9 protein-coding genes are annotated in these 14,034 nt (G+C 73.2%); 1 reads left to right on the top strand and 8 read right to left on the bottom strand.

What is annotated here, in order from left to right:
* Positions 1 to 51: 51 nt before the first annotated feature.
* The 4 genes from IPT68_RS23910 to IPT68_RS23895 all read right to left on the bottom strand — a co-directional run bounded on the left by IPT68_RS23910 (position 52) and on the right by IPT68_RS23895 (position 3,626).
* Entirely contained in the window at positions 52 to 375 is a 324-nt protein-coding gene (locus IPT68_RS23910; RefSeq protein ID WP_189696420.1) for a hypothetical protein, read from the bottom strand.
* Positions 372 to 749, bottom strand: a complete 378-nt coding sequence (locus IPT68_RS23905; protein WP_141316074.1) for a WhiB family transcriptional regulator — start codon at positions 747 to 749, stop codon at positions 372 to 374. Before IPT68_RS23905 ends, IPT68_RS23910 begins: the two co-directional genes overlap by 4 nt.
* A 175-nt stretch (positions 750 to 924) precedes the next feature.
* A complete protein-coding gene (locus tag IPT68_RS23900) occupies positions 925 to 1,239 on the bottom strand; it encodes a hypothetical protein (RefSeq protein ID WP_373300506.1) in 315 nt (104 codons plus the stop codon).
* 173 nt (positions 1,240 to 1,412) lie between these two features.
* Positions 1,413 to 3,626 carry an ATP-dependent DNA helicase UvrD2 gene (locus IPT68_RS23895; RefSeq protein ID WP_194074003.1) on the bottom strand — a complete coding sequence of 738 codons (2,214 nt, stop codon included), beginning with the start codon at positions 3,624 to 3,626 and terminating at the stop codon, positions 1,413 to 1,415.
* A 250-nt stretch (positions 3,627 to 3,876) separates the two neighbouring features.
* On the opposite strand from IPT68_RS23895, the gene IPT68_RS23890 reads away from it, so the two are divergent.
* On the top strand, positions 3,877 to 4,134 hold the full coding sequence (locus IPT68_RS23890; protein WP_189696417.1) for a mycoredoxin: 258 nt from the start codon (positions 3,877 to 3,879) through the stop codon (positions 4,132 to 4,134).
* A 153-nt stretch (positions 4,135 to 4,287) separates the two neighbouring features.
* Here the strand turns inward: IPT68_RS23890 and nudC are convergent, their stop codons facing one another.
* The 4 genes from nudC to IPT68_RS23870 all read right to left on the bottom strand — a co-directional run bounded on the left by nudC (position 4,288) and on the right by IPT68_RS23870 (position 14,004).
* Complete coding sequence (gene nudC / locus IPT68_RS23885) at positions 4,288 to 5,232, bottom strand: NAD(+) diphosphatase (protein ID WP_189696416.1); 945 nt, start codon at positions 5,230 to 5,232, stop codon at positions 4,288 to 4,290.
* Between the two features lie 148 nt (positions 5,233 to 5,380).
* Positions 5,381 to 6,784 carry a dipeptidase gene (locus IPT68_RS23880; protein ID WP_189696415.1) on the bottom strand — a complete coding sequence of 468 codons (1,404 nt, stop codon included), beginning with the start codon at positions 6,782 to 6,784 and terminating at the stop codon, positions 5,381 to 5,383.
* A 10-nt stretch (positions 6,785 to 6,794) separates the two neighbouring features.
* Positions 6,795 to 10,316 (bottom strand): ATP-dependent helicase, encoded by a 3,522-nt coding sequence (locus IPT68_RS23875; protein ID WP_189696414.1) that lies wholly within the window; start codon positions 10,314 to 10,316, stop codon positions 6,795 to 6,797.
* Between the two features lie 91 nt (positions 10,317 to 10,407).
* Positions 10,408 to 14,004 carry an ATP-dependent helicase gene (locus tag IPT68_RS23870; protein WP_189696413.1) on the bottom strand — a complete coding sequence of 1,199 codons (3,597 nt, stop codon included), beginning with the start codon at positions 14,002 to 14,004 and terminating at the stop codon, positions 10,408 to 10,410.
* Between the last annotated feature and the right edge of the window lie 30 nt (positions 14,005 to 14,034).

Below are 14,034 nucleotides of genomic sequence, written 5' to 3'. Positions count from 1 at the left end.
GGGGAAGGATCTGCCTCCTCGGCAGGGAGGCCACCGCTTCAGGTGTGGTGGTTACTGCATGACGGCCATGGCCAGCGCCCGCCGGGCGCGCCGCGAGGCGCGCTCGGCCCGGCGCTGCATCCGGCGGGCGGCCACCAGGCTCATGGCCTGGCGCTCCTGCCTCGCCTCATGCAGCCGGTCGTGCATATGCGCACGAGCCAGGGCTTCTGGGATGAGTTGCATCTCTCGGGTCCTGTTCTGACGCGAGTCGTTCGCGCCGGTGGTGGTGACGTCTTCGGTCGCGGAGCCGGTGGGCTCGCTGGTGGACGGCTTCATCGGGGCCTGCTTCTGGGGGTCGTGCGTGAGGGGGCGATCGATCGTTCCTGCGGTGTTCATGCCGTGACCGGGTTCTTCCGCGGGCGACCACGCGGCCGCTTCCGGGCGACGACGACACCCTGGACGAACAGCTCGCCACCCCAGACGCCCCAGGGCTCACGCCGCTCCTTGGCGCCGGCGAGGCAGGCCTCGATCAGCGGGCAGGTGCGGCAGAGGGACTTGGCGTACTCGACGTCCGCCGGCGACTCGGCGAAGAAGACCTCCGGGTCGTACGAACGGCAGGGGACGGGTACGCCGAGGTTCTCGATGGCGTCGTCGAGCGCGGTGAGCGCGGTGAGCGCGGTGAGCGGGGTCAAGGTGGAGTCCTCCGTGAGGCCGGGCGGGGGGATCGTTTCGGAAGGCGGTACGGACGGGGCGTGCGCTTCGAGTTGCACGGTGTCGACTTCCTCGTCTGGTCGTTCCGGTCCGGTAGGACCGGGTGGCGGCTGGTACCGGGTTCTTTTCTTGTCCCGAGGCCCCTTCGCCCTGCCGTCCCGTTCGGGACAAACAGAAGGGCCGCGGATCCCGGATGGGGTTCCGCGGCCCTGAAGGCGCCGGCCTGATTGCCAATCAGGCTGGATCACTCCAGGGTTCTGGCCCACGGAAGGCCCACATCAGGTGGTGCTGCGTCGTCTGCTTCCGGAATCCGGCACCGGTCGCCGTAAAGGCATAGGCCTGGGCCTGTGCCACTACTGCTGCTTCCAGTGCCTTGGTCGGTCGCTCATCGCGCTCGCGGACGGGAAGGCCGGCGAGAGACAGGGAGGACGCCGGACGGACGGCACGAATGCCGGACAGACCGGTGCCCGGGTTCGAGGCGCCGAGCATGCACACGGAGGCGACCGAGCGATCGGTCATTTTGACGATGCTGGTGCTGCTGTTCTTCATGCTGATCACTGGACTCGCCTCCTCTCGGCGTCTCGGGGGACTGGCGTGAGCCAGTCCGACGGATATGAAGTACACCACGGAATCAGGGCCTCCGAGAAGGCCGCTGCTCTCGTGCCTAAGAACCTATGGGGATCGCTGGGGCATGCGCAAACTATTTTTTCGACGAGTTGGCGTCAGTCTCCGTCTTCCTCTCCCACGGGCTCTTGGCCGGCGCAGATGGCCAGAACGTCGGCTCCGTAACGGTTCAGCTTGCGCATCCCGACCCCGGGGATCCGTGCCAGCTCACCGTCGTCGTCCGGGGCTGCCTCGGCGATCGCCATGAGGGTCTTGTCGGTGAAGACGCAGAAGGCGGGTTGACCGCTGCGCCGGGCCTGCACCGCGCGCCAGTCCCGCAACCGCTCGTACAACCCCTCGTCCATGTCGGAGGGGCAGTCCTCACACCGCATCAGCTTCATCTCGCCGGCGTCGGTGAGGGTGCGTCCGCAGACGCGGCAGCGGGCGGGAGCGCGCTGCGTCCGTCTCGGCGCGGCGCCCCCCACCGTGCCGTTCGCCCCCCTGGAGTAGCCGCGCTCGACGCCGCCCGCGGCCCCTCCGCCGGCGCGGCCCGCCGCGCCGGCGGAGGGGCCGCGGCGCAGCCCGTCGAGGAAGCGGCTGGGTCGGCGGCTCGGACGGCCGCCGGGTGAGCGGGCGAGCGCCCAGGAAAGGTGCAGGTGGGAGCGGGCGCGGGTGACGCCGACGTAGAGGAGGCGGCGTTCCTCCTCGATCTGATCGTCCGTCTTGGCATAGGTGATCGGCATCATGCCCTCGGCCACTCCGACCAGGAAGACGACGTCCCACTCCAGACCCTTGGCCGAGTGCAGGGAGGCGAGGGTGACGCCCTGCACGGTCGGGGCGTGCTGGGCGTTCGCCCGTTCGTCGAGTTCCGCGACGAGGTCGGCGAGGGTGGCGCCAGGCTGCGCGGCGGCGAAGTCCTGGGCGAGGCCGACGAGCGCGGCCAGGGACTCCCAGCGCTCTCGGACGGCGCCGGAGCCGGCGGGGGGCGTGGTCGTCCAGCCCTCCCCGGACAGCACCGCCCGGACCTGCGAGGGCAGGTCCACAGCCTCGTCGAGGAGGGAGTCGTTGCCGCCGAAGCGGGCGGCCCCGCGCAGGGCGATGCCCGCCTTGCGCACCTCGGGCCGGTCGAAGAAGCGTTCGGCGCCGCGCAACTGGTAGGGGATGCCTGCGTCGGCGAGCGCCTGCTCGTAGGTCTCGGACTGGGCGTTCGTGCGGAAGAGCACGGCGATCTCGCTGGCCTGGACGCCGGAGTCGAGCAGCTCCCGGATGCGGCGGGCCGCGCCCTCGGCCTCGGCGGGCTCGTCGGTGTACTCGGTGAAGACGGGCTCGGGGCCCGCGGGTCGCTGGGAGACCAGTTCCAGCCGGTTGTCGGCGGCGCGGCCGCGGGCCTGGGCGAGCAGTCCGTTGGCGAGGTGCACGACCTGGGGGGTGGAGCGGTAGTCGCGGACGAGCTTGACGACGGTCGCGCCGGGGTGGCGGGCGCGGAAGTCGAGGAGGTAGTCGGGGGTTGCGCCCGTGAACGAGTAGATCGTCTGGCTGGCGTCACCGACCACGCACAGGTTGTCCCGGTCGCCGAGCCAGAGGTCGAGCAGGCGCTGCTGGAGGGGGCTGACGTCCTGGTACTCGTCGACCACGAAGTGCTGGTACTGGGCACGTACCTGGTCGGCGATGTCGTGGCGGTCCTGCAGGACGGCGACGGTCAGCAGCAGGACGTCCTCGAAGTCGATGACCGCGCGGTCGCGCTTGAGGTCCTCGTAGGCGGCGTAGACCTGGGCGACCTCGGCGGGGTCGCGGGGCGTCTCACGGCCGGCCTTCGCGGCTGCGAGCGCGTAGTCGGACGGAACGGTCTGGGTGACCTTGGACCACTCGATCTCCCCGGTGACGTCCCGCAGCTCGCCCCTGTCGAGGCGGATACGGCAGGCGGCGGCCGCGTCGGCGACGAGCTGGACCTTGCGGTCGACGAGCCGGGGCATCGAACCGCCGACGGCTTTCGGCCAGAAGTACTGGAGCTGGCGCAGGGCCGCCGAGTGGAACGTACGGGCTTGGACTCCGGCGGCGCCGAGCCGGCGGAGGCGGCCGCGCATCTCGCCGGCCGCGCGGTTGGTGAAGGTGACGGCGAGCACGCTGGAGGGCTGCAGGATCCCGGCGCGCACGCCGTAGGCGATGCGGTGGGTGATCGCCCGGGTCTTTCCGGTACCGGCGCCCGCCAGCACGCACACCGGTCCGTGCAGTGCGGTGGCGACCTCGCGCTGCTCGGGGTCGAGTCCTTCGAGCACCGCGTCGGCCGAATCCGGTACCTGCGGGAAGAGGGTGGAGTGCGTTGCTGCTGTCACACGGCCATGCTGCCAGGTCGCCGGAGACGGGTGAGCCGGTTATCCACAGGCGGGGTACTGCGGTCGTATTAATGCGGCGGGGATCACGTCGACGGGCAGCCCTCCCATGCCGGTGCCCCGGGCCCGGGGAGCACCGCCCGCCCTTGGGCGCCTCGGGTCACCCGCATACCCCCCACGGGAATGGCGGCGCCATCGCGTACGTTCCCCCACTGCGACCACTTCCCCGACCCGCAGAAGGAGCGCGAGCGACATGCCGGGCACTGTGACGATGTACAGCACCACGTGGTGCGGCTACTGCCGCCGGCTGAAGAGCCAGCTGGACCGCGAGGGCATCGCGTACGACGAGATCAACATCGAGCAGGACCCGGAGTCCGCGGCGTTCGTGGAGAAGGCGAACGGCGGGAACCAGACGGTCCCGACCGTCCGCATCATGCCCGTCGCGGGTGGCGCGGAGGTCGTGATGACCAACCCGAGCCTCGCCCAGGTGAAGCAGGCCCTCAGCGCCTGACCCACCAGCGGCCCCCACCGGAAACTCTCCGGTGGGGGCCTGTTTGTTTTCGCCCCGCTCCGATGTGCCCGTGCCTGGGCACGTCCCCTTCCGCCCTGCCACGCCGCGTCGCGCGTCGACAGGGACAGCCAAGGGCACGTCCGCCCCGTCGGGTCAGGCCGCGCTGCGTGTCGGGAGGGGCTTGCCGTACCAGAGTTCGATCAGGCGGGCGGCGATGGAGATGCCGTACGGCGGCAGCACCTCGCCGGACTCGAAGGCGGCGCACAGTTCGTCTCGGGAGAACCAGCGGGCCTCGTGGATCTCGTCGCCGTCGACCTCGATCTCCGTGGACGTGGCGCGGGCCATGAAGCCGAGCATCAGGCTGGACGGGAACGGCCAGGGCTGGCTGGCGACGTACTCGACCTCGCCGACGGTGACGCCGGCCTCCTCGCGGACCTCGCGGCGTACCGACTGCTCGATGGACTCGCCGGGCTCGACGAAGCCGGCCAGCGTGGAGAAGCGCCCCTCGGGCCAGTGGACCTGGCGGCCGAGCAGGATGCGGTCGTCCTCGTCGGTGACCGCCATGATCACGGCGGGGTCGGTGCGCGGGTAGTGCTCGGCGCCGCAGGCGGGGCAGCGGCGGATGTGCCCGGCCGCCGCGATCACCGTGCGTTCGCCGCAGCGGGAGCAGAAGCGGTGGGTGCGCTGCCAGTTCTCCAGACCGACGGCGTGCACCATCAGCCCCGCGTCGCGCGGCGACAGCAGCAGCCCGGCCTCGCGCAGGCCCGCCGGGCGCGCGGACTGGTCCATGCGGCCGGGCAGCGCGTCCTTCTGGAGCGCGAAGTAGCTGACGCCGTCCTCGTCGATGCCCAGGAAGTAGCGGTGCGCCTCGGTGAGCGGGGCTTCGAAGGACGGACTCATGACGAGTTCGGTACGTCCGTCGGGTGTCTCGTCGATGAGGACCTGGCCGCCGGAGACCACGAAGCAGCGGGTCGAGGGGTGGCTCCACGCCGCCGCGAGCCAGGCCTCGTCGAGCCGGTGGTGCGCGGCACGGTCGATGCCGCTGGGGGCGGTGAGTGAGATGGGTCGGTCGGCGGTGTGGTCGGTCCAGGTGGTCACGGGTGCTTCCAACTCCCCCGGTGGAACGGTTGATTCAGCGGCGGTTCAGCGGGTCGTGCGGCAGGAGGCGACCGGGTCCGGCGCTGCTCCGTGCTGCGGGCGGCCTCTCCAGTGTGCCCCGCGCGGGGCACATCCCCGGCCCGGACGGTCAGGGCGCATGGCGCCAGTGTTCGGCGAGGTCAGCCCACAGGTACGCGCTGGTTTCGGCGCCCTTGAGAAGCAGGTCGAGCTCGACCTTCTCGTTCGGGGCGTGCCAGCCGTCGGAGGGGACGGAGATGCCCAGGAAGAGGACCGGAGCGCCGAGGACTTCCTGCAGGTCGGCGGCCGGTCCTGAGCCGCCCTCGCGCGTGTACCGGACGGGTTCGCCGAAGGCGCGGCTCATGGCGCGTACGACGGACTGGAGCGCGGGGTGGTCCAGGGGCGTCAGGCACGGGCGGGTGGCCGCCGAGAAGGCGATCTCGTGCCGGATCCCGGCGGGCACCTGGTCGGCGGCCCAGGCGCGGACGGCCCGCTCGACGTGGTCGGGGTCCTGCCCGGCGACCAGGCGGAAGGACAGCTTCACCATCGCCGAGGACGGGACGATCGTCTTGCTGCCGGGGCCCTGGTAGCCACCGCCGATGCCGTTGACCTCGGCGGTGGGACGGGCCCAGACGCGCTCCAGGGTGGTGAACCCGGCCTCACCGTGGGTGGCGTACGACTTCGCGGTGCGCAGCCACTGCCGCTCGTCGAAGGGCAGCTCCGCGAACAGGGCGCGCTCACGGTCGGTGAGGTCGACGACACCGTCGTAGAAACCGGGGATCGCCACGCGCGCGTGCTCGTCGTGCAGGGCGGCGACGAGACGGGCGACGGCTGTCGCCGGGTTGGGGACGGCGCCGCCGAAGGACCCGGAGTGGATGTCCTGGTCGGGGCCGTACAGCCGGATCTCGCACTCGGCGAGGCCGCGCATGCCCGTACACACCGTGGGGGTGTCCTCGGACCACATACCGGTGTCGGAGACGATCACCGCGTCGGCGGCGAGCCGCCCCGCATGCTCCTCGACCAGTGCCCGGAAGTACGGGGAGCCGGACTCCTCCTCGCCCTCGATCAGCAGCTTCAGGCTGACGGCCGGGGTGGTGCGGCCGGTGGCGGCGAGGTGGGCGCGGACACCGAGGGTGTGGAAGAAGACCTGGCCCTTGTCGTCGGCCGCCCCGCGCGCGTAGAGGCGGTTGTCGCGGACGACGGGTTCGAAGGGGTCGCTGTCCCAGCCGTCCTCGCGTGCGGCGGGCTGCACGTCGTGGTGGCCGTAGACGAGGACCGTGGGCGCCTGCGGGTCGTCCGAGGGCCACTCGGCGTAAACGGCGGGTGCGCCCGGTGTCTGCCAGACCTCCGCGGTCGGGAACCCGGTCTCCTTGAGCCTGCTCGCGAGCCAGTCGGCGCTGCGCCGCACGTCAAAGGCGTGCTCGGGCTGCGCGGACACCGACGGGACGCGCAGCCACTCGGCGAGGCCTTCGAGGAAGGCGGCACGGTGCTCGTCGAGGTACGTGCGGACGGCGCTGTCCGGGGTCTGGCTCATGCGCACGAGCCTATCGGCCCGCGCCGACACCCTGTTCGTGCGGTTCGTCACCGTACGGCTCGCCCAGCAGCAGCCGTTCCAGCGCGGCCCGGTCCGGAAGGTCGTCCGGCCGTACGACCTCGCCCGTGCGCACGTAGACGAACGCGGCCGTGACCGACTCCAGGGGCACGCCCTTCTGCTCGGCCCAGGCGAGCCGGTACAGGGCGAGCTGGAGGGGGTCCGCGGTCCGGCCGCGGCCGGTCTTCCAGTCGACGATCTCGTACGTCGTCCCCTCGCCGTCCCCGTACCGGTAGACGGCGTCAATACGGCCCCGGACGACGCGGCCGGCGAGGGCCAGCTGGAAGGGCGCCTCCACCCGGTAGGGCGTGCGGTGGGCGTACTCGGTGCGCTCGAACGCCTCCTTCAGAGCCTCCAGGTCACGCTCGTCGGCGATCTCCGCCTCACTGCCCGGCAGCTCCTCCGGCTCCAGCATGGGCAGCGTCAGCTCCTCGAAACGGGCCTCCACCCAGGCGTGGAAGCGCGTTCCCCGGCGGGCCGCGGGCTGCGGCGGCCGCGGCATGGGGCGGGCCAGTTCCTGTGCGAAGCCGTCCGGGTCGGCGGCCAGGCGCAGCAACTGGGAGGCGGTCAGCGAGGCGGGCAGCGCGACTTCCGTGACGGACTCCCGCGCGCGGAGCAGCTCGCCGGTGAGGGCGTCGAGGTCACGGTCCCAGGAGGCGATCGTGCGGGCCTCCTCGGGGGTGAGGGGGTGCGGCCCGGACTGCGGGGGGTGCGGGCGGGCGCCCGGTGTCGCGTCGACGTCCGGGGGCGTCGCCTGGTGCGGGACGGTCGGGCGGCGCGCGTCCGCGGCCCCACGGGAGTCCGTGTCGGTCGGCCGGTGCGTGTCCCACGAGTCCCAGTCGGCCGGGTCCCCTTCCCCGTACGGGTCGTCCTCGTACGCGTCCCCGTCGCCCGGAATCTCGTCGTCCGGCGGTGCGGGCCAGTCCGGGTCGTCGTACGTGCCGGGGTCGTGTACGGCGCCGGGGTGGGCGGTGGCGAGGGTGTCGAGGTGGGTCAGGACCGTCTCGGCCGCCGCGCGGCGGCGCGCCAGGGCGTCCTCGTCCAGGGGCAGCGGCCACAGCTGGTCGGCGGCCGTCCGGTGGAGGGCCGGGTTCTCCTCGTCCTCGGCTGGTTCGTCCGCCCACGCCTCGATCTCGCCGTGACCGGCGGCGCAGTGCTCGTAGAGGGCGAGGAGGAAGTCGGAGGGGCCGCGGGGCTTCTTCTGGGTGGGGCCCCACCAGTGGCCGGAGCCGAGGAGGAGGGAGCGAGGGCGGGTGAAGGTGACGTAGCCGAGGCGGAGCTCCTCGGTGTGCTGGTGGTCCTTCATGGCCTCGTGGAAGGCCTTCATGCCGCGCGCGTCCCACGTGCGGATGTCGGGCAGCGTGTCGGCGTCGCCGCGCAGTTCGTGCGGGAGCACCCTGGCCTGGGAGGTCCACTTCTCACGACCCTGACTGCTGGGGAACGTCCCGGTGACGAGCCCGGGGACGGCGACGACGTCCCACTCCAGGCCCTTGGACTTGTGGGCGGTGAGCACCTTGACGGTGTTCTCACCGCCCGGCAGCGCGTTGTCGAGGCCCTTCTCGTACTGGGCGGCGGTGCGCAGGAAGCCCAGGAAGGCGAGCAGACTGGCCTCGCTCTCGTTGGCGGCGAAGGAGGCGGCGACGTCCAGGAAGTTGGACAGGGTCTCCCGGCGACGGGCGGCCAGAGCGTGCGGGGACGCCGACAGCTCGACTTCCAGTCCGGTGACGGCGAGGACGCGGTGCAGGACGTCCATGAGCGGGTCGGACAGGGAGCGGCGCAGTTCACGCAGCTCGGTGGCGAGGCGGGCGAACCGCACACGCGCGTCCGGCGAGAACGGCAGCCCGTCGTCGTCCCCGCCGCCCTCCAGCGGGGTCTCCAGGAACGTGTCCAGGGCGTCGGCGAGGGAGATCACCTCGGCCGGGTCGACGCCCTCGACCGCGTCGGCGAGCCTGCGGTCGGGGTCGTCGTCGGCGTCCACCCGCGCGTGGGACACCAGAAGCCGGGCGCGTCGCCCCAGGAGAGCGAGGTCGCGCGGACCGATGCGCCAGCGGGGGCCGGTGAGCAGGCGGACCAGGGAGGCGTTGGCGCCCGGGTCCTGGAGCACCTCGCAGACGGCGACCAGGTCGGCCACCTCCGGCAGGTGCAGCAGCCCCGAGAGGCCGACGACCTCGACGGGAATGTCCCGGGCGACGAGCGCGCCCTGGATCTGGGCGAAGTCGGTCGCCGTGCGGCACAGGACGGCGATCTCGCCGGGCCCCTTGCCGGTGCGGACCAGATGTGCGATCGAGTCGGCGATCCAGTCGATCTCCTCGGCGTGGGTGCGCAGCAGGGCGCAGCGGACCATGCCGTCGCGTTCGGCGCCGGGGGCGGGGCGGAGGGCCTCCACGCCCGCGTGCATGGCGCGCAGCGGCTCGGCGAGACCGTTGGCGAGGTCGAGGAGGCGGCCGCCGCTGCGGCGGTTCTGGCTCAGCGCCTGGCGCTCCGCCGTGCTGCCGTCGGGGTGGGCGAAGTGCTCGGGGAAGTCGTCGAGGTTGGCGACGGAGGCGCCGCGCCAGCCGTAGATGGCTTGGCAGGGGTCACCGACGGCGGTCACCGGGTGGCCGGTGCCGCCGCCGAACAGGCCTGCCAGGAGGACGCGCTGGGCGACGGACGTGTCCTGGTACTCGTCGAGGAGGACCACGCGGAATTCGTCGCGCAGGATGCGGCCGACGTCGGGGAGCTGGGCGAGCCGTGCGGCGAGGGCGATCTGGTCGCCGAAGTCGAGCAGGTCCCGTTCCCGCTTGGCGGCCCGGTAGCGCAGGACGAGCTCGGCCAGCTCGCGGCGGGCGGCGGCGGTGTCGGGGACCTTGCGCAGGTCGGCGTTGGTGAGCTTGGCGCCCTCCAGCGTGCGCAGCAGCCCGGCGTCCCACGCGCGCAGGCTTTCCGGCCTCACGAGGTGTTCGGCCAGCTCGGAGTCGAGGGCCAGCAGGTCGCTGACCAGGTCCGGGAAGGAGCGGGTGAGCGCCGGGTAGGGACCCGGGGCCTCGCGCAGCACGCGTGCGGCGAGCTGGTAACGGGTGGCGTCGGCGAGCAGGCGGGAGGCCGGTTCGAGGCCGATGCGCAGGCCGTGGTCGGTCAGCAGGCGGCCCGCGAAGGCGTGGTAGGTGGAGATCACCGGCTCACCGGGCGGATGGTCCGGGTCGATGACGTCCGGATCGGTGACGCCGGCCTTGACGAGCGCCTTGCGGACCCGCTCGGCGAGTTCACCGGCGGCCTTGTTGGTGAAGGTGAGGCCCAGCACCTGTTCGGGCGCGACCTGGCCGGTACCGACCAGCCACACCACGCGTGCCGCCATCACCGTCGTCTTGCCGGACCCGGCTCCGGCCACGATCACCTGCGGGGCGGGCGGCGCGATGATGCAGGCCGTCTGCTCCGGGGTGAACGGAATCCCGAGGAGCTCCTTGAGCTGCTCGGGATCGGTGATACGTGCGGACACCCCAGAGAGGCTAGCGGCGGGCACTGACAGCGGATGCCGGATCGGCCTCCCGGACGAAAGAAGTGCAGGTCAGCCCCTGTGGTGCCGTAAATCACTCCACTACGTGGCGTCCCTCGGGGCGGGCGCTGCACGACGCCCGGAACGCGCAGTGCGCGCAGTGCTGGCCGGTCGTCGGCGTGAAACGCTCGTCGAGCACCTTGCCGGCCGCCGTCGCCAGCAGCTCGCCCACCCACTCCCCTTCCAAGGGCTCCTGGGCCTGCACCTTGGGAAGGGTCTCGCCGCCGTCCCGTTTGGCGGCGCCCTGACGGAGCTGGACCAGTTCGGCGCCACCCGGCTCGGGCCGCACGCCGTCGAACGCCGCGTCCACGGCGCCCTCGCGCACCGCCAGCTGATAGACGGCCAGCTGGGGATGGCGGGCCACCTCGGCGGCGCTGGGGGCCTGCTTGCCGGTCTTGAAGTCGACGACGTACGCGCGTCCGTCGCCGTCCGCCTCGACCCGGTCCATGGAGCCGCGGATGCGTACCGCGTAGTCGCCCGCTTCGAGGGTGACGTCGAAGTCGTGCTCGCTCGCCACCGGCGTACGCCCCGTGCGGTCCGTCACATGCCACTCGAGGAAGCGTTCGAGCGCCACGCGCGCGTGCTGCTTCTCCTGCGCCGACTTCCACGGCGCGTCGAAGGCGAGCGCGTCCCACACCGAGTCGAGGCGTTCCATGAGGACGTCCAAGTCGGCCGGCGTGCGCCCGGAGGCGACCTCGTCGGCGAGGACGTGCACGACGTTGCCGAACCCCTGGGCGGCGGTTGCGGGCGCGTCGGCCTTCACCTCGCGGCCGAGGAACCACTGCAGGGCGCAGGTGTTGGCGAGCTGGTCCAGGGCGCTGCCCGACAGCACGACGGGTTGGTCCCGGTTGCGCAGCGGCACCTTGGACTCGGTCGGCTCGAACATGCCCCACCAGCGGTACGGATGGGCGGACGGGACCAGTGGCCTGCCGTCCTCGTCGGTGAGCGCGGCGAGCCTGGCCAGCCGGCGGGCGGCCGCCTCCCGCAGAGCGTCCGACACGCGCGGGTCGACGGTCGTGGCGCGCAGTTCGGCCACGAGCGCCGCGACGGACAGCGGGCGGCGCGGGCGGCCGGTGACGTCCCGGGGTTCGACGCCGAGCTCGGTCAGGAAGCGGGACGGCTGGTCGCCGTCGTCCGCGGGGGCCTTCACCGCGGTGACGACGAGGCGTTCACGCGCGCGCGTGGCGGCGACGTAGAACAGGCGGCGTTCTTCCGCGAGCAGTGCGCCCGGGGTGAGCGGTTCGGCGAGCCCGTCGCGGCCGATGCGGTCGGCCTCAAGGAGCGAGCCGCGGCGGCGCAGATCGGGCCACAGGCCCTCCTGGACGCCCGCCACGACGACCAGACGCCACTCGAGCCCTTTGGAGCGGTGCGCGGTCATCAGGCGCACGGCGTCGGGCCGCACGGCCCGCCCCGCTAGGGTGTCGGCGGCGATGTCCTCGGCTTCCAGCTCCTCCAGGAAGTTCAGTGCGCCGCGCCCGCCGGTGCGCTCCTCCGCGCGGGCCGCGGTCGCGAACAGCGCGCACACGGCGTCCAGGTCGCGGTCCGCGTTGCGTCCGGCGGCGCCGCCGCGGCGGGCGGCCCGCTCCAGGCGGGTGGGCCACGGCGTGCCCTCCCACAGGTCCCACAGCGCCTCCTCGGCCGTACCACCGCCCGCGAGCCGCTCCCGCGCCTTCCGCAGCAAGGCGCCGAGGCGCTGGGCACCGCGCGCGTACGCCGGGTCGTGCGCCACGAGGCGCTCGGGTTCGGCGAGCGCCCGCGCGAGCAGCTCGTCCGACGGCGGCGGCACGGGGTTGCCGGCCGCCCGTTCCTCGTCCCGCAGGGCGCGCCCGAGCCGGCGCAGGTCGGCGGCGTCCATGCCGGCGAGGGGTGAGGCGAGGAGGGTGAGGGCGGTCTCGGTGTCGAGCCAACAGGAGCTCTGCTCGGGCCCGGACTCGGGCTCGGGTTCGGACGTGGGCTCGGGCCCGGACCCGGACTCGGGCTCGGGCTCGGGCTCGGGCTCGGGCCTGAACTCGGACTCCGGCTCGGACCGGGACTCCGGCTCGGACGTGAGCTCGGGCTCGGGCTCGGACCGAGGCTGCCGCTCGGGCTCGGGCTCGGGCGCCGGCTCCGGCTCGCACGCCGGCTCCGGTTCGGACGCGGACTCGGACTGGGGCTCCGGCTTCGGCTTCGGCTCCGGCTCCGGCTCCGGCTCCGGCTCGGCCAATCCCCCATCAGCGACCTGCCGAGGTGGGCTCCCCGCCTCGGCCGCGGCCACCGCCCGCAGGGCCGTCAGCAGCGGCGTCACCGCCGGCTCGTGGCGCAGAGGCACGTCGTCGCCGTCGATGTCGAGGGGAACGCCGGCCGCTGTCAGGGCCCGGCGGACGGTCGGGATCGTCCGGGATCCCGCGCGGACCAGGACCGCCATCTCACCCCAGGGGACGCCGTCCTCCAGATGGGCCCGGCGCAGGATGTCGGCGACGTTGTCCAGCTCGGTGCCCGGCGTCGGGTAGGTGTAGACCTCGACGCGACCGCCGTCCCGCACAGGGGTCAGCTCGCGATGGGCGCGCACCTTGTCGGCCGGGAGGCGGGTGAGGGGCATGCGCTGGGTCAGCAGCCGGGTCGCGGCCAGCAGGGCGGCGGAGGAACGGCGGGAGGTCCGCAGGACCTCGACGGGGGCCGGGGGGCCGTCCGCGCGCGGGAAGGCGCCCGGGAAGTCGAGGATGCCGTTGACGTCCGCGCCCCGGAAGGCGTAGATCGACTGGTCGGGGTCGCCAAAGGCGACGAGGGTGCGGCCGTCGCCGGCCAGCGCGCGCAGCAGCCGTACCTGGGCGGGGTCGGTGTCCTGGTACTCGTCGACGAACACGGCGTCGTACCGCGCGGCGAGCTGGGCCGCGACATCGGGGCGGCGGGCGAGGAGCACCGCGCGGTGGACGAGTTCCGCGTAGTCGAGCACGCCCTGCAGGTCGAGGACGTCGAGGTACTCGGCGAGGAACGCGGCCGCCGCGCGCCAGTCGGGGCGGCCGATGCGCCGGGCGAAGGCGTCCAGGGCGTCCGGGCCCAGGCCGAGTTCGCGGCTGCGGGCGAGCACCGCGCGCACCTCGTCGGCGAAGCCACGCGTGGTCAGGCAGGCACGCAGCTCGTCCGGCCAGCGCACGTGCGCCAGGCCGAGCCGCTCCAGGCCGGGCTGGCCCGCGAGCAGCTCACGGACGGCGACGTCCTGCTCGGGACCGGACAGCAGCCGCAGGGGTTCGACGAACAGGTCGCTGTCCTGGTGGGCGCGGACCAGGGCGTAGCAGTACGAGTGGAAGGTGGTCACCTGCGGCGCGTGCGCCGCCCCCATGCGCAGCGCCATGCGGTCCCGCAGTTCGACGGCGGCCTTGCGGCTGAACGTCAGCACCAGGATCCGCTCGGGGTCGCCTCCGCGCGCGATGCGGGCCGCGACGGACTCCACCAGGGTGGTGGTCTTGCCGGTTCCCGGGCCGGCGAGGACGAGCAGCGGACCGGCCTCGTGGTCAACCACCGCGCGCTGTGCCGCGTCCAGACGAGGGGGGTCCGAACGGGCCGGCGGGGTTCGCACCAGCCGGTAAGCACCACGGTTCCCCTGTCGCACCGGGTGGTGCGACAGCCGCTTGGTGGAGGAAGAGGAGCTCACGTGGTTCGCCGGTCCTGGTGGGTGTGCTGG

Origin of the sequence: Streptomyces chromofuscus, from assembly GCF_015160875.1 — a bacterium.
Lineage (GTDB): Bacteria > Actinomycetota > Actinomycetes > Streptomycetales > Streptomycetaceae > Streptomyces > Streptomyces chromofuscus.
The sequence above is the reverse complement of the archived record's forward strand: the minus strand, read 5'-3'. Positions and strand labels throughout refer to the sequence as shown.

Excerpts from the sequence above, each read along its gene's own strand:
- IPT68_RS23910 (WP_189696420.1), bottom strand. The coding sequence starts at position 375 with ATGAACACCGCAGGAACGATCGATCGCCCCCTCACGCACGACCCCCAG.
- IPT68_RS23900 (WP_373300506.1), bottom strand. The coding sequence starts at position 1,239 with ATGAAGAACAGCAGCACCAGCATCGTCAAAATGACCGATCGCTCGGTC.
- IPT68_RS23890 (WP_189696417.1), top strand. The coding sequence starts at position 3,877 with ATGCCGGGCACTGTGACGATGTACAGCACCACGTGGTGCGGCTACTGC.
- IPT68_RS23880 (WP_189696415.1), bottom strand. The coding sequence starts at position 6,784 with ATGAGCCAGACCCCGGACAGCGCCGTCCGCACGTACCTCGACGAGCAC.